Raw genomic sequence first — 23,174 nt, forward strand, 5'->3', positions numbered from 1 at the left:
CTCGGGTAGAGTGTCCGCTAGACGGACACTTGTCCGACGGATGCGAAGTTCCTCAATGATGGAAGCGGATCGCCGATGTGTCAAGGGTCACGACATCACTCATCACCAGCGCTAGGGACGTGCCATGCCTGATCGCGGGCAGGGAGCGGATTTCATTGAGGCGCTGGCGCGGGGGCTGGATGTGCTGCGTCATTTCTCGCCGGAGCATCCGGTCATGAGCCTGAGCGAGGTGGCCAAAGCGTCAGAACTTGCCCGGCCCACCGCCCGACGCATCCTCTTGACGCTGCAGGAGTTGGGCTACGTCCACGTCCGGGACGGGACGTTTGCGCTCACGCCGAAGGTGCTTGAGCTGGGCATGGCCTATGTCGGGTCACTGGGTCTCTGGGACATGGCGCGGCCGCATCTGGAACATCTAGTGGAGCGGACGGGCGAGTCGTCGTCCATGGCCCAGCTGGATGGATCGGACATTGTGTACGTTGCCCGGGTGGCCGTGCCGAAGCTGATCGCCTTGCGGGTGGACATCGGCACCCGGTTTCCGGCGATGCGGACGTCGCAGGGGAAGGTGCTGTTGGCTTCATTGGAACCGGATCAGGCCCTGAAGGTTCTGGCTGAGCCGTCCCGTTCGGGACTTCCAGCGGCTCCGCCGATGAGCGACGAACGGGTGCTCGAGATCCTGGCGGAGGCCCGGAAGCGCGGTTATGCGTTGGCGGATGAGGAGCTGGCTCCGGGGGTTCGGTCCATCTCAGTGGGGGTGCGGGATGGTGAGGGCGTGGTGCGCACCTCCATGAACGCAACGGTGCATGCCCAGGAAACCAGTGTGGAGACACTCATCAACGAGTACCTGCCGCTGCTGCAGGAAGCAGCTGCGGCGACCAGCGCGGATTGGGCCCGCTGGCAGGCCCGGCCGGTCAAGGCGATGCGCTAGGAGTTCGCCGCTCCTGTCTGGCTTGCCTCAAGTGACTCAGGAAAGCACCCGCCGGGCTGCGTCAAGAACAGCATCCAGATGGATTCCGCGCAGGCGCATAACTTCTGCGCCGGATCCTGACTCGCCGAACTCCTCGATGGAGACCACCTCGCCTGAGGATCCGGCCCAGCGGTACCAGGCATCACCCCGTCCGGCTTCGATTGCCACCCGGGCAGTCAACGACGGCGGAAGCACCGATTCCCGGTAGTCGCGGTCCGCTTCGCTGAACCACTCAACGCAGGGCATGGACACGACCCGCGCGGCGATTCCTTCGCGCTCAAGAACTTGGGCAGCCTCGATTGCCAACGACACTTCGCTGCCGGTGGCGATCAACGCAAGGTCGTTTCCGTCGCCGCTCTGCCACCGGACAAAGCCGCCGGCTCTTGCGCCGTCCGCAGTGTCGCCGTCGGACTCCAGGACCGGCACATCCTGCCTGCTCAGCAACAGCGCCACCGGCCGCTGCGGGGACGCGAGGATGCGCTGCCAGACGGCGGTGACCTCCACACCGTCAGCCGGCCGGACGACGTCGAGCCCCGGCACAGTGCGCAGGGAGGCGATCTGCTCCACCGGCTGATGCGTGGGACCGTCTTGGCCCACTGCTACGGAGTCGTGGGTGAAGACGTAGATCACGCCGAGGCCCATGAGTGCCGCGAGCCGGATGCTCGGGCGCATGTAGTCGCTGAAGACCAGGTAGGTGGATCCGAAGGGACGCCACGGTCCGTGTAGGGCGATGCCGCTCAGAATCGCGGCCATCGCGTGTTCGCGGATGCCGAAGCGGATGAACTCGCCGACCGGGTTGCCCGCCGAGAACGGTTTGCCATCCACGGCGACATTGGTCGAGCCGCTCAGATCAGCCGACCCGCCCCAAAGCCGAAGCGATTCCTGCAGCGCCTTGATCACCGCGCCGTTGGTTTTGCGGGTAGCCAGCGGGTCTCCCGGAGCGCCCGTGTCGATTCCATCCAGCGGAGACGGATCGGTGGTGCCGTCCCGGAAGGCATTCCAGCGCGCAGCCGCTTCGGGCTGATCAGCTCCCCACGCGCTATGCGAGCGTTGCCAGGCGGCGTGCAGCGCGACTCCGCGCTCAGAGGCAGCACGGGTGTGGGCCAGGATTTCCTCGTCCACCAGGTCTTCCAACCCAGCCGTGGGGGAGTAGCCCAGCGATTCCAGGACCGCGCCGACTTCCTCCTTGCCGAACCCGCCTGAGTGCGCCGCAGGAGTCCCGCCGAACTTGGCGGAGGGCGCGCCGATGACCGTCTTCACGGCCACGAGCGTCGGCTGGCCGGTCCGTTCGGCGGCGGCACGGAGGACAGACTCGATGGCTGCCAGATCGGTGGCGTCGTCGATCTCGAGGACCCGCCAGCCATAGGCGCGGTAGCGGGCGCGGACGTCCTCGGAGAAGGTGCCGGACGTGTCGGCGTCGATAGTGATGCCGTTGTCATCCCAGATGAGCACCAGATTGTCGAGACCCAGGCTGCCGGCGAGGCTGGATGCCTCCGATGACACGCCTTCCTGCAGGCATCCGTCCCCGGCCAGCGCCCAAACGGTGTGGTCCAGGTGATTCGAACCCGCTGTGAAAAGCGCCGCTTCATGCCTGGCTGCCATGGCCATGCCGACGGCGGAAGCAACTCCCTGCCCCAGTGGCCCGGTGCTCATTTCCACGCCGACGGTGTGGTGCACCTCCGGATGGCCTGGAGTCTTCGACTTCAGTGAGCGGCTTGCCGCCAGGTCCTCAAGGGTGAGCCCGTACCCGGTGAAATACAGCTGGAGGTAGAGCAAGAGGCTTGCGTGGCCGGCGGACAACACGAACCGATCCCGAGCCGGCCAGTGCGGATGCTGCGGTGAATGCCGGAGAACCCGCGAGAACAGGACGTGGGATAGCGGCGCCAAGGCCATTGCCGTCCCAGCGTGTCCGTGGCCCTTCTGCTGCACGAGGACGGCTGGAATCGCCTGCGCAGCGGCGACTGCGCGGGCGTCCGCAATGGAAGGAAACCCAACGGTGGAAGAATCTTCTCTAGTCACGGACGCCACTTTGGTATACACCTGTACTTAAGTCAATGCTTGGATGATGTGCGGCCGCAGTCGGCCGGGAGAAGGGGACGCAATGGTCAAGGGGATGGCAACCGGCTCAGGTGTGGCATTGAGTTTGATTCGATCGGGGCGTGCCACTACCCGGAACGACCTCATCGAGGTGCTCGGTTGGTCGCGGATCACCCTTGCCCGCCGGCTCGACGAGCTGCTCGACGCCTCCATCATCGTCAGCGTTGGCCAACTGGACTCCCGGGGCGGAAGGCCGCCGGAAACCTTCGCCGTCAATGCCGACGCAGGCCTGCTCCTCGCCGTCGATATTGGCGGCTCGCACACCCGCCTGGCCATCACCGATCTCACCTCGACGCTGCTGGCCGAAGACGAGGCGGATATCGGTCTCAATGAAGGCCCCACCGAGATCTTCGAATGGGCAGGGCAGGTCTTCGATTACATGCTCCGCAGCATGGGCAAGGAACGCAGGGACGTCGTCGGGATCGGTGTCGGCGTGCCCGGCCCGGTCGATGTGGCAACCGGACGGCTGGCCAGTCCACAGGTCTATCCCGAGTGGGACGGCGTGCTGGTGCGCGAGTACTTCAAGACCCGCTACGACCACGCCGTGTTCGCCGTCGACCGTGACGTAAATGTCATGGCGCTCGCGGAGGCCCGTCGGGCGCCCACTGAGGAGCCGAACCTCGTGGTGGTAAAAGCCGGGATCGGCCTCGGACTGGCCTTCGTCACGGATGGTCAGGTCTACCGGGGAGCGCGCGGCGGCGCCGGTGATGTGAGCTGCCCGACGCTCGGCGGGGACCGCCTGCAGCGGTTGGAGGAGGTCGCCAGCGGTGCCGTGCTGAGGGCCAAATTGCTGGAGCGCGGCTACACGGTCCGCACCAGCGCGGACATCGTGGAGCTGGCCCGCCAGGGTGACCAGACAACGCTTTCCCTGATTGAGGAAACGGCGGCGATCATCGGGCAGACGCTTGCCGACGTCGTCGGCCTGTTGAATCCGGAAGCGGTGATAGTCGGGGGCAATCTGGCCCAGTCCGGAGATCCGTTCCTGCAGCCGATCCGGCAGGCAATTTTCGACGGCGCCAGGGACTTCGCCACGCGCGGCCTGGTGGTTGAGCCAAGCCGGCTGGGGCACGCGGCGGGCGTTACCGGTGCGTCACTGCTGGCCCAGGATGCGCTCTTCGAACCCGGCCGAATCAGCCGGATGACGCGCACCGGAACCACCAAATAGCTAAGCCTGTTGACGATAACGAATTGAAATCCACTTTGGGTTACTTGTAGACATAAGCCCCTTTGCGACGGTAGCGTGTGACGTGCGCCACCCCCCTGCCCCACCAACGCAAAGGATTTGCTGTGAGCCTGAATCTTGCCGAAGAGCTGTCGTCGATCACCACGAAAGCGACGGCCTCCGACTGGAGGGCAGCAATCCGCCTCGCTGGTGACGGGCTGGTAGCCGGTGGCGTCACCACCGAGGCCTACACCGAGGAAATGATCACGGCTGTGGAGGAACACGGACCGTACATCGTGATTGCCCCCGGAATTGCGCTGGCACACTCCCGTCCAGCGGAGTCGGTCCTCAAGGGTGGATTGAGCTGGGTAAGCCTGGAAACCCCCGTCGAGTTTGGCCATGCATCGAATGATCCGGTGACCCTGGTCATCGGGTTGGCCGCGCTGGACCACACCGCGCATATCGAAGTACTCAAAGCAGTTGCCGGTGTGCTCTCCAACAAGGAGGTCCGGGCGCGGCTAGAAGCAGCGGAGACCCCGGAACAGGTCCGCGACCTCCTCAGTGGCCTGGCCACCAAGTAAACCGACCCTCATCAACCTGGACTGAAAGGCATCTCATGAAAATCGTCGCCGTATGTGGAATGGGCATTGGAACCTCAGTGCTCCTGAAGATGAATGCAGAGAAAGTTCTCGCCTCACTGGGCATCGATGCGGATGTCGAAGCCGCAGATATCGGTGTGGCCAGAGGCGCAGCCCAGACCGCGGACATCGTCCTCACCTCCGACGAGCTCGCACCCGAGATCGGTGACGTTCCGGCGGAAGTCATCATCATTGACAATTTCTTCGATCTCGACGAGATCACCGAGAAGCTCACGCCGGCCGTCCAGTAGAACCTTTCCGTCCAGAACAGTAGAGAAGGAGCTCCCACGATGGAGTGGCTCGTTGTAGTACTGAATTTCATAGGTCAACAGATTTTGAATGTGCCGGCCTACCTAATCGGCATCATCACCGCCATTGGTCTGATGGCCATGCGCCGCAACTCCGGTCAGGTGATCGGAGGCGCGCTGAAGGCAGCGCTGGGCTTCCTCATCCTGGGTGCGGGAGCCGGCGTCGTCGTCGGTTCACTGGATCCGCTGGGCGCGCTGATCCTGGCCGTCACCGGCGCCCAGGGAGTGATCCCCACCAATGAGGTCATCACCGCACTTGCGCAGGAAGAGTTCGGTGCGCAAAGCGCGTATGTGCTGACCCTCGGGTTCATCGTGATGCTGATCCTGGCGCGCTTCACCCCGCTGAAGTACGTGTTCCTGACCGGTCATCACATGGTGTTCATGGCAACCATGCTCACCGTGGTGCTGTCGGTTGGATTCGGTGACGGCCTGAGCTGGCTCGTTGTTCTGATCGGTGCGCTGCTGCTCGGCGTAATCATGGTGGTCATGCCGGCGTTCGCCCACCCATGGACAAAAAAGATCACGGGCAATGACACAATCGCTATCGGCCACTTCGGCACCCTCGGCTACATTGCCGCCGGCGCCTCCGGCCAGGCTGTGGGCCGGCGGAGCAAGTCCACCGAGGACATCAACTTCCCGCAGGGGCTCAAGTTCCTCCGCGACTCGATGGTTGCCACGTCGCTCTCCATGGTCCTTATCTACATGGTGTTCGCGATCTGGGGCCTGATCGCCCTTCCGCTGGAGGACGCCCTGGCAATCTTCGGCGCAGCCGATGCCGGTGCCTTCATCATGGCGGGCTTCGGGCTGGCGCTGCAGTTCGGTGTTGGTGTGGCCGTCATTCTCTACGGTGTGCGGACGGTGCTGGGTGAGCTGGTTCCGGCGTTCCAGGGCATTGCGGAGAAGGTTGTTCCCGGTGCCAAGCCCGCGCTGGATATCCCGATCGTGTTCCCGTTCGGTGCCAATGCGGTGCTGATCGGCTTCCTCAGCTCGTTTGCGGGCGGCCTGATCAGCCTGGGCATACTTGCCATCTGGCTCAACCCGATGTTCGGACTGGCGCTGATCCTGCCCGGCATGGTTCCGCACTTCTTCACCGGTGGCGGTGCCGGTGTTTACGGCAACGCGACGGGTGGACGTAAGGGTGCTGTGATCGGCGGGTTCGTGAACGGCGTGATCATCACCATCCTGCCGGCGATCCTCCTGCTGGTGCTCGGCGAGCTTGGCTTCGCCAACAGCACCTTCGGTGATGCGGACTTCGGCTGGTTCGGCACCCTGATCGGTGTGAGCCTGCTGGGCGGCACCACGCTCGGTGTTGTCTTGACCATCGTGATTGCGATGGTGCTGGTGGTCGCGGCCATCGCTTTCCAGCGCAAGTTCGTGGATACCGGCTGGGTTCCCGGAGCCAACCGCCAGGAATGGCTGGACGGTCTGAAGGCCGAGGAGAAGGCCCGGGCCGACGCGGAGAAGGCGCGCAAGGCTGAGGAGCGGAAGACCGCTGCGGCGTCGAGCGCTGAAAGCGTTCCGCAGAAGACAGAGTAGGGGTTAGCGGTAGGGAAGGGCGGCACCGAAGGCGGTGCCGTCCTTTCCTCATTCTGGGGTGAGTTAGCGAACGACGACGGCGGGCGTTCGTGTTCATCTGCGATGGCGCGTGTGCCCGATAGGCTGATTCTTCCGACAATCGAGGGGTGCCCGTGACAACTCACCAGCTGGAGCCCGGCCCTGATGCGACGGTCCAGGTGTTCTCCCGGGACCTTCCGGCGGCGCTTACCGTGAACCCCGGAGACACCGTGCGCGTCCGGTCCCTCGACGCCTGGGGGCACCTGCAGCGCCAGAGGTTCCCCGGCGAGGAGCAGCCTCTCCTCTTCGCCGACCGGAAGGGCCATTGCCTCACCGGTCCGATCGCCGTCGCCGGCGCGCAGCCGGGGGACATGCTGGCAGTCACCTTCGTCTCGCTCACTCCCGATTCCTGGGGCTTCACCAACGCCGGACGCAAGGACGACGCTTTCACCCGTCTGCTCGCTGTTGACGGCGGAGTCCCGCAATGGCTGCTGTGGGAGGTGGATGCCGAACGGGGGACTGCGGACAACGACCTCGGACAGACGGTGCGGCTGGGTCCGTTCCTCGGCGTCGTCGGCGTTCCGCCCGCAGCCCATCGCGAGGTAACTACTACCCCGCCGCGGGCGGACGGCGGCGGGAACATCGACTGCCGCGAGCTGACTGCCGGCTCCACCCTGTACCTCCCGGTCACCGTACCTGACGCCCTGTTGTGTGTGGGGGATGGGCATGCGGCACAGGGTGACGGCGAGGTGGGCGGCACCGCGATTGAGTGCGGTATGACCTCGGAGTTGGTGCTCGACCTGGTTCCCGATCCGCCGCTGACCTCCATTCATGCCGTAACGCTGACGTCGAGAATCACCTTCGGCTTCAATGCCGATCTGAATCTGGCCACGGCAGAGGCATTGAAGGCCATGCTGACCTGGATGCAGAGCCTGTTCGGCATGGACCGTACCAGGGCCCTGGCGCTGGCGAGTACGGTGGTGGACCTGCGGATCACCCAGATAGCGAATGAGACCTGGGGCGTCCACGCAGTGCTGAGGCACGACGCCGTGCAGTGATGTTGCCTGACATCGTGCGATGGGCGCCCTGAAGGCGCTGACTGCTCAGCTGGGCGACATTGGTGTGGTGACGACAGAGTTCGTCAAGGCACCGCATTTTGGCGGGTTCCGGGAGGAGATGGCGCATGTGCTGCTGGTGGACATGGGATTCATCAGTTTGATGCGGTGCGGTTCCTGCTGGATCAGGATCCGGTGTCGGTGGATTGCGAGGAGTTCAATCCGTCGTGGAGCTGGTACGACGGCGCTGCTGCCGCCACCGCTGTGTTCCAGATGAGCGATGGTGCACGGCATGTGTATACGGGCAGTTGGTGTGCGGATGGGTTGGAGACTTCGTGGAACGGGTCGTGGCGGGTGAACGGTGTTGGCGGAACCGCGGCGTGGGATGGGGCGGGCGCACCGGTTGCCGAGCTGGTGTCCGGTACTGCCTCGGTTCTGCGTGTGTCGCATGAGGAGGAGATCGCGGGGGCCTTGGGGGAGTTTGTGGCGGCGTTGCGGTCCGGTGAAGTGCCGTCGGGGGAGGTGCACTCGAAGGTGTTGAGCCTGGCCATGGTGGAGGCGGCGGTGCGATCAGCGTCCACGGGTCAGCGGGTGCTCATCGACGATGTGGTGGAGGACGCGTACCGGGCCGCGGTGGCATCGGAGCGGCGTGCGGTGGTGCGAGCGGCGTTGGAGGCGTGGGGCTCGGCGCGCGGACGTGCAGGAGAGCGCATGGCGGCTGAATCTTCCTAACTACAGACAGATAACAAGAAGAACCCGGATAATTATTCGTGAGCGAGGTTCGCCGGGCTTCCCCTTAACGCGCTCAACCGCTTCAGCCGATCAGGCTGGTTAAGCTCTGCCAGCCAGAGCCGATTTGTCTATGGTTCCCCCGCGGTCGGTGCCGTTGTCCGGGCAGAGCCAGGGACGTCCGGTGCTGTCTCGGCCATGACGTCGGTGTGGGTGTCGCCGTTGAATCCGGTGGGTCGCTTGACGAGCGCCGGGCAGTATGGGCTGGACCGAGGGAACGACGAATGCGGTAACGATTCTGATGTAGGCGGCTAATTGGGTGACGCTCCGGGATGGATGGCACGCTGCGCAGCTTGAGGTTCAGCTCGGAGGCCCCTCGGGGCTGTTCAAATGATATGACTGGGTGATGACGGCGGACAGTGGGGGCGGAAATTCATGGATGGAGCGGTTACGTGACGGCGTTGCATCCGGGGAAGTAATTGATCTCGCTATGGATTTCGGGGGAGACGAAGCCGACGCGGATGCTGCGGGAAGGAGAGTATCTGCGAGTCACATTCCGGCTCGAGATATTCGTGCAGTCTTACTGGCGCCAGACTTAGTTGTCGATCCTCGGGGATTACGCATCCGTGGCGCACGGGTGTCCGGAAGACTAGACCTCAACCATTCGAAAATCCCCTGTCGGTTAGTTTTCATCGATTGCCAGTTCGAAAGTCCCGCGTCCTTCGTGCAGGCGAGCGTGCCGGAGTTGGTCCTCAAGGACGTTGTCTTACCGAGCCTTTCCCTTAGCGCGACGCAGGTTTCCGGCAATTGTGTCCTATCTGGTCTTCAAGCAAGTGGAGAGGTTCACGCTGCTCGCATCCACGTAGGCGGCCAACTGAATTTACAAGGAGCGAGACTCAACAACCCAGTTGGGAACGCGCTGAACCTTGACGGCGCTCACATCAAGGGTGACGTCTTCCTAGAGGAGATGGAGACCGCGGGTACTGTTCGGGCGCTGCATGCCCGCGTCCACGGTCAGCTGAACTTGACCGGTGCGAAGCTGATGAACCTGGGCGGGGACGCGCTGAACCTTGACGGGACCGAAATTATCGGCGGTACATTCCTGAACGAACTGACGGCTGCCGGTGAGGTTCGAGCCCTTCATGCCCTCATCAACGGGCAGTTGAACCTGACCGCGGCCAAGCTTAGCAATCCGGGCGAGGACGCATTGAGCTTGGACCGAACGGAAATCACGGGCCACGCACTTCTGCAGGGCCTGGAGACCATCGGCGCAGTCCGTGCGCCGGGTATCCGAATCAGCGGCCAGTTAACGTTGAGCGGAGCGAAGCTCGCCAACACATCCGGAATCGCTCTGAATCTGGACGGAGTGGAAATAAGCGGGGACGCGTTCCTGAAGGGATTGGAGGTGGCTGGTGGCGTTAGAGCACTTCATGCCCGCATTGGCGGCCAGCTCATTCTAATTGGAGCGAAGCTAAGCTTCAGCGAGGGAAGCGCGCTGAGCTTCGACGGGGCGGAGATCGTCGGTGGCGCAATCTTGAAGGAAATGGTGGCCTTCGGTGAAGTCCGGGCGCTTCATGCTCAAATCAAAGGGCAGCTGGTTCTTACGAATGCAAACCTGACTAATCCGAACGGAGATGCGCTGAGCCTCGACGGCGCGGGAATCATCGGCGGCGCGTTCCTGCAGGGATTGGAGGCGACAGGAGCAATTCGGGCGCTTCATGCTCGTATCGCCGGCCAGTTGATCCTTACTGGGGCGAAAATCATCAATCCGGGTGGGGATGCGCTGAGCTTCGACGGGGCGGAGATCTCCGGCGACGCAATCCTCCAGGGGTTGGAGGTCACCGGCTCAGTCCGGGCACTAGGCGCCCACATCAATGGCCACCTGACGTTGGCAGGTGCGAAGCTTACCAATCCCGATGGAATAGGGCTAGATCTCACTGACGCCCACCTCGATACGGTCGTTCTTGATGATGTGTTTAGCGCGGAGGGAGGCATAGGTCTATCCTTCGCGACCATCCGCGTTCTCACTGTAGGGACGGACAAATTTGCCGATGGGCTGCCGCTGCTCTCGGGCGCTCATGGTTGGAAGGTGGGTACCGTCCATGGATTTATACGTACGGATCGCAACAGTGCTCGCGAGTGGCTAGACACCATTGACACGCGTCGCCAGAAGGGCAGCAGGAAGGAGTTTGAGGCCCAGCCATGGAAGGAACTCGCGAAGATCTACGATCAGATAGGGCAACCCGAAGATGGACGACGGCTCCGCTTCTGGGCGGCCCGACGGACAACGCAGGTGGCACCGTTTCCGTCGAAGCTGGTCCGGTGGCCTTACGCGGCGCTCGTCGGCTACGGCTATTACCCGGCGATAGCGATCGCTTGGTTGACCGCGCTGTGGGGCATCGTTTTCGTGCTGGCCAGTCTGAATGCCCCCGCATTCACGCCGACCGATCTCCGAGCGTCCACAGTAGATGTCGTAATCAGTAACAAGACAGAGCAAATTCAAGTTACTGGGGCAACGGAGACGCCTCCCAATTACCCGAGGTTCAACCCCGGATTATTCGCCGTGGACACCGCCATTCCCGCAGCGGCGACCGGACAAGCGGCGGCTTGGCGCGTCACTGATGATTCCTGGTTGCCGACCGCTTTTGCAAGCATCAAGGGTTTCGCTTGGGTGCTCACTGCACTACTGCTGGCGGGCATCACCGGACTCCTACGCAAAGATTAGAAAGTTGCGAGAACTAGGAAAGATCGACGCGTAGCGGGTGGCTTCTGGTACGGCGACGTACTAGGTCTGGTGTGAGCCGTCCCGCCGACCCTGAGTCAAGATGCCGTATTCATCCTCCGGAAGGTATTTGTGTGCATGATTCTCGATGAAGTGTCCGCGCACGCGCTGCAGCGATCGATCCAGCCGGCCCTGCAGTACTCGCCAAGTACCTAACCGGTCCGGGCCATAGCCAAGTCGTTGTTCCGTCCCTGCTACGTCGACGGGCGTTCACAACTAGTCGGTCGGACATACATTGACAGCCAGCCTTCGTCGATGTTGCGCGCGGCGATATCCGCGATGCATTGAATTTCGGCTGTAGCTCGTCCTACTTGGTCCGAATGATCTCTGGCGTGCCGCACCCGTTCATCATTCCCGGAGCAGGAAATGTACGGGAGCTTTTCGACATCCCGGCGCCGGATGAGCTGATCTTCCTCAGCACGTTCAGTGGGGGAGAGGTGTTCCGCAGCGGCTGCACGTTCAAGCGCGGCTTCGGGAAGATTTTCTTCTTCAGCCCGGGCGACCAGGACTATCCGGTCTACCACCACAAGGACGTGCGCCGCGTGATCGCCAACGGCGTCGAGTGGGCGAAGACCCTGCGGCCCGAGCGCACGGACCCGGTGCTGCTGCGCTATGAGACCGAGGACTTCTACACCGGTCACGGCTACCAGGGAGCGATGAGCAGTTGATCACCTTCAAGACCGTTGAGACCGCCGGCCCGCTGCGGGTGGCGCAGGTGGGTGCCGGCGGGATGGGCAAGGCCTGGATCCGGACTTTGCAGGCGAACGACGACGTCGAACTGGTTGGTCTCGTGGACCTGAATCTGGGTGCCGCGCAGGCCTCGGTCGAGGAGTTCGGGCTGCGGGATGTTGTGTTGGGCACCTCCGTGTCCGAGGTTGCAGCTGCTTCTAGGGCTCACGCCGTGGTGAACGAGACGGTGCCGGCGGCGCACCATCCGGTAAATGTGGAGGCGATGTTCGCGGGGTTGCCGGTGCTGTGTGAGAAGCCTGCGGCGCCGACAGTGGCCGAAGGGTTATCCTTGGCGGCTGCGGCGGAGGTGAGCGGGCAGCTGCTGATGATCAGCCAGTCGCGCCGGTACTTCCAAGGGCTGACGCAGCTGAAGGCCCTGACTGGTCAGTTGGGCGACATCGGCGTGGTGACGACCGAGTTCTTCAAGGCCCCGCACTTTGGCGGGTTCCGGGAGGAAATGGCGCATGTGCTGCTGGCGGACATGGCGATCCACCAGTTTGATACGGTGCGGTTCCTGCTGGATCAGGATCCGGTGTCGGTGTATTGCGAGGAGTTCAACCCGTCGTGGAGCTGGTACGACGGCGCTGCTGCCGCCACCGCGGTGTTCCAGATGCGCGGTGGCACCCGGTACGTGTATACGGGCACTTGGTGTGCGGACGGGTTGGAGACGTCGTGGAACGGGTCGTGGCGGGTGAACGGTGCCGGGGGAACGGCGGCGTGGGATGGTGCGGGGGCACCGGTGGCTGAGCTGCCGTCCGGTGCTGCTGCGGCTCCTGCGGTGTCGCATGAGGAGGAGATCGCCGGGGCGTTGGTCGAGTTTGTGTCGGCGTTGCGGTCCGGTGAGGTGCCGTCGGGGGAGGTGCACTCGAACGTGCTGAGCCTGGCGATGGTCGAGGCGGCAGTGCAGTCGGCGTCGACGGGCCAGCGGGTGCTGATCGACGACGTTGTGGAGGACGCACATCGGGCAGCTGTGGAGTCGGAGCGGCGTGCGGATGTGCGGGGGACGCTGGAGGCGTGGGGCTCGGCACGGTCGCACGTGGGTGGGCGAGAGTCTGCCGCTCCGGTGTCGTTGAGCTAGATCAGATCGATCGAGGACGCGAAAGCTCCCCACAACATCAACCGCATGGTCCTGATGGTTCGGGAGGAACTGACAATCCAACACAGCAGAGGGGAGGACGGCCGACAAGGCCATCCTCCCCCTTTGCATATATCGCGGGGAACTTACTGCGTTGCCAGCTGGTCCAGAAAAGCGGTACCGTCCTGCTCCTGCCTGCGTTACTTGACCAGCGGGTTGGGGATGGTGACGGAGCGGACGACGTCGTTCACGTCGTTGGTGCCGTCAACCCCCGCAACGCCGAAGTCGCGCGCGTCGATAACCATGCGGTCCTCGAAGACGTCGATGGTCAGCCCGCGGTTGATGTCGCGGGTGACGATCTCACTGATGCCCTCGGTGTTCTCGCCCCGGGCATCCCATTCGACCTGGATGGCGCCCGTGTTCACGGCCCAGAAGCCGTCCGGGTGGCCGCCGTCGGTGCGGCGTTGGACGGCCCAGTCGCCGAGTTCGAACGGGTAGTGGGTGTGCCCGTTGAGCATGACGGCGTTGGGGTAGTCGCCCAGGATGCCGGTCAGCAGGTCGTTGTGCTCGTAGTGGTTGGAGTACCAGGGGATCCAGGATGCGGACGCGGTGTCGCCGAGCGGGAAGTGCGAGATGACGAGGATCTGCTTGTCCTGCTTGGTCCAGTACGCCAGGCGCTCCTTGAACCACTCGAGCTGCTCGGGGGACATGGGTACTTCCGGCGGCCGCGACTCTTCCTGGCCGAGGACCAGGACGGGCACTTCGCCGCCGTTGCCTTCAAGCACGTATTCGTCCCAGACGCGGTCACGCTCGGCGAAGGCCAGGAAACGGTCGCGCAGGGTTTCCCACGGTTCGCCGGTGTAGCTTTCGTGGTTGCCGATGGCTGCGGCGACCGTCCCGGGGAGGATGGGAGCGGCGTCGTCCATGACCTTGTAGATGTCGTTCCACTGCGCCTCGCTACCGGAGGACACTATGTCGCCGACCATCAGCAGGCCGGAGGCGTCCGGGCGGGTGACGTTGAGGTCGGTGAAGGCGTGGGCCAGGTCCTTGGGCTGACCCTGGATGTCGCTGACCACCCAGGCGCTGGTCGGTTCCTGGGCCCCCGGCAGCACCTCACGCACGGAGACAGAGTCAATGGCCCAGTACCAGCTGTTGGCACTGGCCTCGAAGTTCCAGCGGATGGTTGCGTTCTTCGCGCCTTCCGGCACGTCGATGGCGATGGTCTCGTTGGCATTGAGAACCGAGCCGTCGTAGTTGTCCGTCACCGAGGCGCTGTCGTAGCGGAGGATTTCGGTCTGCTCGCCGGAGCCGTCATACTCGACGGTCACGGTGGCCGACTGGCCGGCCCAGCCGCGGTAGTGCGAGTCGAAGCTGAGCTCGACGGCGTCCTGGCCCTTTACTCTGATCTCGTCCGACACCAGGGTGCTGCGGAAGTCGTGGGCCGCGTTGTGGCGGTCGGCGAACTCGTCCGAGTCCGCCACGGCGATGATGTTGTCCGCACGGGCGAAGCGGTTGCGCATCTGGTCTTCGGCGTCCACCCAGAATTCGCGGGTGGTGAAGGACCAGCCGCGCCATTCGTCGACGCCGACGCCAGCCAAGGATTCGTCATTCTCGACGTCCCAGCCCGTGGGTGCCTCGTGGGTGAAGCCGACGGTCCCGTCAACAATGTCGGGGTCGATTGAGCGTGCCTGGAGGTTCTTGGCCAGGCCGTTGAAGCTCTGGCGGTAGAGGACGTCGTCGGTCGGCTGGGTATTGACCGGCTTGGCCTTGTGGGTGGTTTCGTCCGGTGCCGCGGTGGCGATGGAGGTGATGCCGACGGTCAGCGGTACGACGACGGCGAGTGCCAGTACGCTGGCCAGCGCACGCTGGCGCGGGGGAGTCCCGAGCATGGGGGTGCCTTTCCTGGGTGGAGTGAACACCTCGACGGTAGGTACTTGCCTGGAACAACAAACAGCGGGACGGGAAAGTCCGGTTGAACGGCTGGGGAAGGGCAGACGTTCGTGTCCGTCTGTTGTGGGCGCCCGCCCGGTAGGCTGGCTTTTTCGCCTATCGAGGGGTGCCCGTGACGAGTCATCAGCTGGAGCCCGGACCTGACACGACGGTCCAGGTGTTCTCTCGGGACATTCCCGCGGCCCTCACGGTGAACCGCGGCGACACCATACGGGTCCAATCCCTCGACGCGTGGGGTCACCTGCAGCGCCAGACCTTCCCCGGCGAGGACCAGCCTCAGCTGTTCGCCGATCGGAAGGGCCATTGCCTTACCGGGCCGATCGCCGTCGCCGGAGCGCAGCCGGGCGACATGCTGGCGGTCGCCTTCAAGTCGCTGACCCCGGATAGCTGGGGGTTCACCAACGCCGGACGCAAGGATGATGCGTTCACCCGGCTGCTCGGCGTTGACGGCGGAGTTCCGCAGTGGCTGCTGTGGGAGGTGGATGTCGAGCGCGGTATGGCTGCCAACGACCTCGGACAGAAGGTGCGGCTGGGGCCGTTCCTCGGCGTCGTCGGCGTTCCGCCTGCAGCCCATGGTGAGGTGACAACTACCCCGCCGCGGGCGGACGGTGGCGGGAATATCGATTGTCGGGAGCTGACTGTCGGCTCCACCCTGTACCTGCCGGTCACCGTTCCCGACGCGCTGTTGTGTGTGGGGGATGGGCATGCGGCACAGGGCGACGGAGAGGTGGGCGGCACCGCGATTGAGTGCGGCATGACCTCGGAGCTGGTGCTCGACCTGGTCGCCGATCCGCCGCTAAGGTCGATCCATGCAGTGACGCCGAGATCGAGAATCACCTTCGGCTTCAACGCCGATCTGAATCTGGCCACGGCAGAGGCCCTGAAGGCCATGCTGACGTGGATGCAGGGCCTGTTCGGCATGGACCGCACTCGGGCTCTGGCGCTCGCGAGCACGGTGGTGGACCTGCGGATCACCCAGATCGCGAATGAAACCTGGGGCGTTCACGCAGTACTGAATCACGACGCCGTGGGGTAGCTTCGTCTGCCGTCGAAACCGCGTACGTCACCAGTGTTCGATGATCGGCTGACGGGCTCTGCACCAGGGTCTTGAGGTTGGCCAAGGCCTCCTTGTCGTCTCGCTTGAAGATCAGAATGAGAAGGGGTATCGCGAAACGACTCACCCGGTCACCTGGAAATACACGCTACTGGGTGCTGATCGATGACGTTGTTAAGGACGCGTACCGGGTCGCTGTGGCGTCGGAGCGGCGAGCGGATCTGAGCGCAGCGCTGGAGGCTTGGGGTTCGGCGAGAGACAGCGGGGAAGCGCCTGAATAACCGCGCTTACGAGATACCGGTAGTCAGTGCTCTTGTCGTTGCGGGGATTCTGGCAGAGGAAGAGGCCGGTAAGGGCCCCATTCTCTACCGCTTTTCGAATTCAGCAACACCCCGCTAACGGAGGAAATTCGCTCCCGTCTGGGCTAGCGTCAACCTGGAACTGTTGTGCGGGATAAGGAGCTGACAATGAGTCCAGTATCGGCCGGTGCCGCCGGAGGCGACTTCGGCATGGACCCGGAAGCGTGGGAGCGGCTCCGGCAAACGATCAACAAGATAAATTCGCAGGTGAATGTCCAGACATCCGCGTGGATCAAACACCTGCACGATTCGGGTTTCCTGCAACTTCAAGCGCGGTTAGGTCCGCAGCTTGCGGCCACTACAGCTGTAGCGGAACGACTGACTGCTAATCCCCAATTCCAAGCCACCATGAACGCTTTGTACGAGGCATTGCGTGAAGACCTCGTCGGCCAGTTGCCAGCAACCACTCCGCGGTTGGAGTTCCCCAACTTCGCGACCGTTTATCGCATCGGCGAAGCTGTCAAGGATGACGCCGAGATCGTGGCCGGCCTACCGACTGATGAGGAGCTTGGCGTTGAGGTTTCTGACAAACTGGAACAGATCAACCGGTTGCTTGCTGGCAGCGGCGAGCTTGCGCGCGATTGTGCGGACATCGGGGTGCGGTTCGTGTGGCGCGTCGTGTGGATAGCTGTGACACTGTTCCTCGCGGGCAACTTCCCTCTTGGCATCCTCGCTCTGCAAGCGGCTGGCTTCGCGCCAGAGAACCTGGACGCTTGGGCACGATCTTTGAGCTCCCGCCACAGCGACGATACCCAGAGCTCTGACGGTTGACCGATTCAGCGCTTCCAGATCGAGCGGTCCGGGTATGGCGCACAAGATAGGCCTGCCGGAGTTCACAGACACATCAACTACTTACCGCAGGTGCAGTCGGCGGCGCGGTTGCGATTCGAGTTGACGCCGGACGCCGGGAAGCACAGCTTGCAGAGTGAGTCTTGTATTGCGCGCCGCCGGGTGTCGGCTGTCAGGGTGCTCCTTATACGCGTCGTTTCGGATGACGTGTTTCATGGATGACAGACCCCCCGAAAGCGCGCAACGTGCTCATCAACGCAACTGTTGCGGGCTCTTTGTTGAGTGCACAGGCGACAGGTGGAGGAGTTCGGGCTTTCCGTCACCCTGGGCACTTCCGTGTCGGAGGTTGCGGCCGCTTGTGGGGCTCACGCCGTCGTGAACGTGACGGTGCCGGCGGCGCATCATCCGGTGAATGTGGAGGCGATGTTCGCCGGGTTGCCGGTTTTGTGTGAGAAGCCGGCGGCCCCGACCGTGGCCGAGGGTCTGTCCTTGGCGGCTGTGGCTGAGGTGAGCGGGCAGCTGCTGATGATCAGCCAGTCGCGCCGGTATCTCCAGGGGCTGACCCAGTTGAAGGCGCTGACTGCTGAGCTCGGTGATATCGGTGTGGTGACGACCGAGTTCTTCAAGGCTCCGCATTTTGGTGGGTTCCGGGAGGAGATGGCGCATGTGCTGCTGGTGGACATGGCGATCCACCAGTTCGATGCGGTGCGGTTCCTGCTGGATCAGGATCCGGTGTCGGTGTATTGCGAGGAGTTCAACCCGTCGTGGAGCTGGTACGACGGCGCTGCTGCCGCCACCGCGGTATTCCAGATGACCGGCGGCACCCGGTACGTGTATACGGGGAGCTGGTGTGCGGACGGGTTGGCGACCTCGTGGAACGGATCGTGGCGGGTAAACGGTGCCGGCGGTACGGCTGCGTGGGATGGTGCCGGTTCTCCAGTGGCGGAGCTGCTGTCTGGTGATGCTTCGGTTCCGGCTGCCTCGCATGAGGAGGAGATCGCCGGGGCTCTTGCCGAGTTTGTGGCGGCGTTGCGGTCCGGCGACGTGCCGGCAGGGGAGGTGCACTCGAACGTGTTGAGTCTGGCCATGGTGGAGGCGGCGGTGCAATCGGCGTCGACCGGCCAGCGGGTGTTGATCGATGATGTTGTTGAGGACGCGTACCGGGTTGCCGTGGCGTCGGAGTGGCGGGCGGATATGCGGGCGGTGCTGAAGAGTTGGGGTTCTGGACGGGCAGCTGTCGGCAGGCGCATCTTTCTCCCTTCAGCGCCGTCGCTGCACTGAGAAAGCGAATGCCTTACGGCGAAATGAGACGAAATAGCACTGTTGAGGCGCCGACCGTTTCCTCCGGCTGCGGAACGTCACTTCCACAGAGATCGGATGGGGATGGACCGGACGGCATTTCACATTGCTACTTCAGTTTGCTCCCGTGTCCGGAGCTTCTACTGCGGGACTCGTCGGCGGGTTCACTGTGAGTCCCATCACGTCTCCTGTGTTGTCTGATGGGCGATCCCAGTTGGCCACATATCGTTAGTGAGTCGATGAACTCAAGACTTAGGGAGAGCTATGCCCGCAGTTCGCAAATTGCCACCAGCACACGAGCTGCGTCAGCTACGGCTCAAAGGATTACGGTTGAAGGACATTGCAACAAAATACGGCGTAACTGAACCCGCAGTCTGGCGTGCGCTTGAGCGCGGAGGGCTAATTGAACTTCGGTCTGGAGTCGCCGACCTCTTACCATGGAGTGTTCTTCCGGAGCACAAGACCACTGCAATCATGGAGCGGTTTAGGACGATCCTGAAGCAGAGGAATGGGCAGCAAGTCACTCCAACGGAGGTGCGACTGCTACAGGAATGGCTACACGGTCTCAATGAGCACGGAGTTGTAGTCAATTATCATCCGGAAGCTCCGCCCAACGATGCCTCGAGCAAAGGCGGCTTCTATTATGTGAGACGGACGGCCGCCGACAAGTGGATAGTGCGAGAGCCGGATCCAGAGGGCGGCACCACCGCATCGATAGAAATGATGCTCCCCTGAAGCCGCTGATCGTTTGCGCTATCAGTGAGACGGCGGTTCCCAATCAAGGGGCGTGAAAGATGGCTTGCGGCGCATCTTGCTTGGAGGTTCAGGCGTGAGCTTCCGTCTTCTGACGCCAGACGACGCTAGCTCTAGAACTTGGACCAGAGGCGACGAGTGACTAACGCAGAGGCGAGCATTAGCGCTTCTATCCGCGGAGATCAAGGTCCACGGCATAGAACCGGCGCGACCGCACACCAAACATTTTTCATCTACATTCGAATTCACAACGTCACCTTAGCTCAACGCCTGCAATGACTGACGAAATGATGAACCCGCCTATAAGGGTTATCCGCCGGCTTCGAGTAGTCGGTCGAAGCTTGAGATCCCGAAATCCGGCGGCGTCATCACGATGAGAATCTTTGGTGGTGACGATCGGTTCCGGCTGATACTGCGCCGGCTTACCCTTCACCTGGACGGTTCTCATGGGTGCCGCCGTTTTCGTTTGCTGCGCTCACAGTTCCAGCCCGGGAACACCGTTGACGAGCAGTGGGCGTGTCTGTTGGCCTCGATCATTTTGCGCGGGCTCGACGAGGCCAGCTGATCATTAGGGTTTTCAGTAAAGCCGAGGATGGTGCCGTTGAGGGAGCGCAGCATGTCCCGGAAAAAAATCCTTTGCTTCGCTGGCTCGCCGGATATTCCGGCCCATGTGATGAGAACGCGGGACTGCCCCAGCTTTGTTGAATCCTGACCTAGCGAGCTGGTGCTCGTGGAAGGATGTTTGATTGGGTCCCGGTTAGCAGTCCAGTGGCTATGCGATAGCTAGTTGATTTTTCTGCGTCCAGGTGTCCCAGTATTGTTTCGGCGTCATGCCGTCGAGGGATCCGTGGGGCCGTTCATGATTGTAGATGTCCTTCCACTCGTCGGCCAAGTACTTCGCTTCGGCCATGGTGTCGATGATTTCCCGGTGAGTTGTTCCCTTCTGAATTGGGCGTTGAATGATTCGGCGAACCCGTTCTGCCACGGGGATCCCGGGTCGATGAACGCCGTATCTACCCCGGCGGTGGCGCACCAGTTGACTAGGGCTGCGGCGGTGAATTCGGGACTGCCCCCGGTTTTGTTGACTCCTTGACCTAGCGAGCTTGTGCTCGTGGAAGGATGTTGACCATGCCCACGGCTTATGGGGCGGAGTTCCGCCAGGATGTTATTGATGTGGCCCGGAAGGGCGAGGCCCCGCTAACTCAAATAGCGAAGGATTTCGGGCTGTCGGTCACGACGTTGAAGCGCTGGATGGCGATAGCTGATCGGAAGGATGCAGGCGCTGGTCCGGCGGTTGCGGAGTCCGCGGAGATGCGGGATCTGAAGAAACGCAACCGTTTATTGGAGCAGGAGAACGAGATCCTGCGTCGTGCCGCCGCCTACCTGGCGAGGGACATCAACCCAAAATGACGTACCCGCTGGTCACGGATCTTGCCGCCGAAGGGATTCCCGTGGCGGTGACCTGCAGGGTGTTGAAGTTCAGCAAGCAAGGCTATTACCGGTGGAGAGCCAACCCGGTGACCGACCGGGACTGGTCGGACGCCCACCTGATCAATGCCGCCCTGGACATTCACGCCGACGACCCGGCGTTCGGGTACCGGTTCATCGCCGACGAACTCCCAGAAAAGGGCGTCACAGCCGGCGAGAACAGGGTCCAGCGCCTGTGCCGGGACCATGGCATCTGGTCGGTGTTCTCCAAGAAACGAGGCCTGAACCGCAAGCCCGGGCCACCGGTTCATGATGACCTGGTGGAACGGGACTTCGCCGCTACAGCACCGAACGAACTGTGGCTCACGGACATCACCGAGCACCCCACCACCGAGGGCAAGCTCTACCTCTGCGCGGTGAAAGACGTCTACTCCGGCAGGATCGTTGGCTACTCGATGGACGCCCGCATGAAATCATCGCTGGCAGTCGCGGCGTTGGAGAACGCCGTACGGGCACGCCGCCCTGCAGGGACAGTGGTGCATTCCGATCGCGGTTCCCAGTTCCGGTCGCGCCGTTTCGTGGAATCACTGCGTCATCACGGGCTGACCGGTTCGATGGGCCGGGTCGGCGCGTGCGCGGATAACGCCGCCATGGAATCGTTTTTCTCGCTGCTGCAGAAGAACGTCCTTGACCGTCAACGCTGGCTCACACGGCAGGATCTGCGCCTCGCCATCACGACATGGATCGAGCGGTCTTACCACCGCCGACGCCGGCAGCGGCGTCTGGGGAAACTCACGCCAGTCGAATATGAAACAATCAACCGGTCCGCGCTCACCGCGGCCTAAGACCCCGAGTCAACTAAAGCCGGGGCAGTCCCTTCCGGTCCGTTGTCGGAGCGGACATAGGTTGGCGTGACACCGGTTTCGGCGATGATGTCCTCCAGGACGGCGACCACATCGGTGGCGGTGAAGGACCGGCGCGGAACGATCGCCAGGGCGGTGCGGGTGTACTCGTCAATGACGTTGAAGAACCGGACATGCCGCCCACAGGAGGTCACATCGGACTGGAAGTCGAAGCTGATCACATGCATCGGGTACTCGGCCTTCAGCCGCTTCTGCTCTCCGGCGCCGGGCCCGGTGCGGCGACGCTTACGCGCCCTCGGTTTACAGGTCAGTCCTTCGGCCCGCCAGAGCCGGCGCACCCGCTTAGCGTTGAGCGCCACGCCAGCCCACTCCGGCTGGGCGAGCAGGTGCCAGCGGGCCTTCCGCCACCCCCACGCCGGATGCTCCCCGGCGATGGCCCGCAACGCCGCGCGTAGCCGGGCTTCCTCGAAGCTGACCGCTGGGCGTGACTTGCGCAGCGCGGAACGGTTCTGACCCAGCACCTTGCACGCGAATCTCTCGGACGCCCCGAACTTCTCCACCGCCATGCGCACTGCCCGGCGGCGAGGTTCGGGGCTCAGAATTTTCCCTTAGCCACCTCGTTCAGGATGTCGATGGCCAGTTCCTTCTCGGCCAGCAACCGCTTCAGCCGGGCGTTTTCCTTCTCCAAGTCCTTGACCGCTTTGGTTTGGGCTGCGTTCTGCTCGGAACCGTACTGCTGCAGCCACCGATACCAGGTTGCCTCGGTGACCTGCAGCTCCTTGATGACCTCGATCATCGGCTTGCCGTCATTGAGCATCTTCTGCCCCTGCCGGACCTTCGCGACGACCTGATCCGGGGTATGCCTACGTGCCATAATCTGTGAATTTCCTCCTGCACCCATTATCGGATGCGAAACTCACACAGTCACCGGACTCCTACCCGGGGACCCAACCATGTTGACCATGCCCACGGCTTATGGGGCGGAGTTCCGCCAGGATGTTATTGATGTGGCACGGAAGGGCGAGGCGCCGTTGTCGCAGATAGCGAAGAATTTCGGGCTGTCGGTCACGACGTTGAAGCCCTGGATAGCTATCGCTGATCGAAAGGAAACCGGTGCGGGTCCGGCGGTTGCGGAGTCGGCGGAGATGCGGAGCTGAAGAAACGCAACCGGTTGATGGAGCAGGAAAAATTAGATCCGGCGCCGGGCCGCCGCGTATCTGGCGAGGGACATCAATCCAAATTGACTCTTCTATGGGTTTAGTCAAGCCACGATGATTTGGAGTTGGCGAAAGATGGAGCGGCAGACGTAGCGTTTGAGGTTGTGGCGAATTTCCCGGTTGGTCTTGCCATTGGCCCGGTTGCGGGCTACGTAGTCCTTGGTTGCGATGTCGAAGCTCATGCGCGTTCGGACGATGACGTCGAGGGCGCGGTTGAGTTGGCGGTCCCCCCGAGCGGATGAGCCGGTGGCGGTGGTGTTGCCGGAGGATGCGGGGCGTGGTGCGACTCCGCCGAGTGCGGCGAAGGCTGCTTCGGGCGGGATCCGGCCGTGGTGGGAGTGGGCCCAGAGGATGATCGCTGCGGTTACC

Annotated in this window: 17 protein-coding genes and 5 pseudogenes; 16 read left to right on the forward strand and 6 right to left on the reverse strand. The window is 62.9% G+C overall.

Going from position 1 to position 23,174, the window contains the following annotated elements; all coding sequences use genetic code 11:
* Positions 1–124: 124 nt before the first annotated feature.
* On the forward strand, positions 125–925 hold the full coding sequence (locus AC1MBU_RS05830; protein ID WP_479789265.1) for an IclR family transcriptional regulator domain-containing protein: 801 nt from the start codon (positions 125–127) through the stop codon (positions 923–925).
* 36 nt (positions 926–961) lie between these two features.
* Here AC1MBU_RS05830 and AC1MBU_RS05835 read toward each other — a convergent pair whose 3' ends face one another.
* A complete protein-coding gene (locus AC1MBU_RS05835; RefSeq protein ID WP_479789267.1) occupies positions 962–2,983 on the reverse strand; it encodes a transketolase family protein in 2,022 nt (673 codons plus the stop codon).
* Positions 2,984–3,095: 112 nt separating this feature from the next.
* Here AC1MBU_RS05835 and AC1MBU_RS05840 point away from each other — a divergent pair, with 112 nt between their 5' ends.
* The 9 genes and pseudogenes from AC1MBU_RS05840 to AC1MBU_RS05880 all read left to right on the forward strand — a co-directional run bounded on the left by AC1MBU_RS05840 (position 3,096) and on the right by AC1MBU_RS05880 (position 13,096).
* A complete protein-coding gene (locus tag AC1MBU_RS05840; RefSeq protein WP_479789722.1) occupies positions 3,096–4,226 on the forward strand; it encodes an ROK family protein in 1,131 nt (376 codons plus the stop codon).
* A gap of 122 nt (positions 4,227–4,348) precedes the next feature.
* Entirely contained in the window at positions 4,349–4,804 is a 456-nt protein-coding gene (locus AC1MBU_RS05845; RefSeq protein ID WP_346028610.1) for a PTS sugar transporter subunit IIA, read from the forward strand.
* 35 nt (positions 4,805–4,839) lie between these two features.
* Positions 4,840–5,112, forward strand: a complete 273-nt coding sequence (locus AC1MBU_RS05850; RefSeq protein WP_056550377.1) for a PTS sugar transporter subunit IIB — start codon at positions 4,840–4,842, stop codon at positions 5,110–5,112.
* Between the two features lie 39 nt (positions 5,113–5,151).
* Complete coding sequence (locus AC1MBU_RS05855; protein WP_479789272.1) at positions 5,152–6,705, forward strand: PTS ascorbate transporter subunit IIC; 1,554 nt, start codon at positions 5,152–5,154, stop codon at positions 6,703–6,705.
* A 152-nt stretch (positions 6,706–6,857) separates the two neighbouring features.
* Complete coding sequence (locus AC1MBU_RS05860) at positions 6,858–7,781, forward strand: acetamidase/formamidase family protein (protein ID WP_479789275.1); 924 nt, start codon at positions 6,858–6,860, stop codon at positions 7,779–7,781.
* 6 nt (positions 7,782–7,787) lie between these two features.
* Positions 7,788–8,510, forward strand: coding sequence for a Gfo/Idh/MocA family protein (locus AC1MBU_RS05865; protein ID WP_479789723.1), 723 nt, complete (start codon positions 7,788–7,790; stop codon positions 8,508–8,510).
* A gap of 733 nt (positions 8,511–9,243) precedes the next feature.
* The gene (locus tag AC1MBU_RS05870) at positions 9,244–11,232 is read left to right on the forward strand and encodes a translocation/assembly module TamB domain-containing protein (protein ID WP_479789277.1); all 1,989 of its coding nucleotides are present in this window, start codon (positions 9,244–9,246) and stop codon (positions 11,230–11,232) included.
* A gap of 386 nt (positions 11,233–11,618) precedes the next feature.
* Positions 11,619–11,957, forward strand: a pseudogene (locus tag AC1MBU_RS05875) (type 1 glutamine amidotransferase family protein); the annotation flags it as partial.
* Positions 11,954–13,096: a Gfo/Idh/MocA family protein gene (locus AC1MBU_RS05880; protein ID WP_479789279.1), complete on the forward strand. Its 1,143-nt coding sequence runs from the start codon at positions 11,954–11,956 to the stop codon at positions 13,094–13,096. The pseudogene AC1MBU_RS05875 and the gene AC1MBU_RS05880, both read left to right, overlap by 4 nt.
* Before the next feature lie 197 nt (positions 13,097–13,293).
* Here AC1MBU_RS05880 and AC1MBU_RS05885 read toward each other — a convergent pair whose 3' ends face one another.
* Positions 13,294–14,982: a metallophosphoesterase family protein gene (locus tag AC1MBU_RS05885; protein WP_479789282.1), complete on the reverse strand. Its 1,689-nt coding sequence runs from the start codon at positions 14,980–14,982 to the stop codon at positions 13,294–13,296.
* A 173-nt stretch (positions 14,983–15,155) separates the two neighbouring features.
* Between AC1MBU_RS05885 and AC1MBU_RS05890 the strand changes: the two genes are divergently transcribed.
* From AC1MBU_RS05890 to AC1MBU_RS05905, 4 genes are all read left to right on the forward strand, one after another.
* Entirely contained in the window at positions 15,156–16,079 is a 924-nt protein-coding gene (locus AC1MBU_RS05890; protein WP_479789284.1) for an acetamidase/formamidase family protein, read from the forward strand.
* Between the two features lie 527 nt (positions 16,080–16,606).
* Complete coding sequence (locus AC1MBU_RS05895) at positions 16,607–17,227, forward strand: hypothetical protein (RefSeq protein ID WP_479789286.1); 621 nt, start codon at positions 16,607–16,609, stop codon at positions 17,225–17,227.
* A 300-nt stretch (positions 17,228–17,527) separates the two neighbouring features.
* The gene (locus AC1MBU_RS05900; protein WP_479789289.1) at positions 17,528–18,526 is read left to right on the forward strand and encodes a Gfo/Idh/MocA family protein; all 999 of its coding nucleotides are present in this window, start codon (positions 17,528–17,530) and stop codon (positions 18,524–18,526) included.
* Positions 18,527–18,874: 348 nt separating this feature from the next.
* Positions 18,875–19,279, forward strand: a complete 405-nt coding sequence (locus AC1MBU_RS05905; protein ID WP_479789291.1) for a hypothetical protein — start codon at positions 18,875–18,877, stop codon at positions 19,277–19,279.
* Between the two features lie 790 nt (positions 19,280–20,069).
* Here the strand turns inward: AC1MBU_RS05905 and AC1MBU_RS05910 are convergent.
* Positions 20,070–20,362 (reverse strand): annotated as a pseudogene (locus AC1MBU_RS05910) (integrase core domain-containing protein); the annotation flags it as partial.
* 63 nt (positions 20,363–20,425) lie between these two features.
* Between AC1MBU_RS05910 and AC1MBU_RS05915 the strand changes: the two are divergent.
* Positions 20,426–21,570 (forward strand): IS3 family transposase gene (locus AC1MBU_RS05915; RefSeq protein ID WP_479788025.1). Its coding sequence is split into 2 segments (ribosomal slippage): positions 20,426–20,702 and positions 20,702–21,570, totalling 1,146 coding nucleotides; the frame shifts between segments, so codons are not numbered across the junction.
* Between the two features lie 8 nt (positions 21,571–21,578).
* Here the strand turns inward: AC1MBU_RS05915 and AC1MBU_RS05920 are convergent.
* A pseudogene (locus AC1MBU_RS05920) lies at positions 21,579–22,462 on the reverse strand (IS3 family transposase); the annotation flags it as partial.
* 88 nt (positions 22,463–22,550) lie between these two features.
* Between AC1MBU_RS05920 and AC1MBU_RS05925 the strand changes: the two are divergent.
* Positions 22,551–22,826 (forward strand): annotated as a pseudogene (locus AC1MBU_RS05925) (transposase); the annotation flags it as partial.
* A 23-nt stretch (positions 22,827–22,849) separates the two neighbouring features.
* Here AC1MBU_RS05925 and AC1MBU_RS05930 read toward each other — a convergent pair.
* A complete protein-coding gene (locus AC1MBU_RS05930) occupies positions 22,850–22,987 on the reverse strand; it encodes a hypothetical protein (RefSeq protein ID WP_479789293.1) in 138 nt (45 codons plus the stop codon).
* A 27-nt stretch (positions 22,988–23,014) separates the two neighbouring features.
* Positions 23,015–23,161, reverse strand: a pseudogene (locus tag AC1MBU_RS05935) (transposase); the annotation flags it as partial.
* Positions 23,162–23,174 lie beyond the last annotated feature (13 nt).

The sequence above is a fragment of the Arthrobacter sp. PTI12 genome (assembly GCF_056679915.1).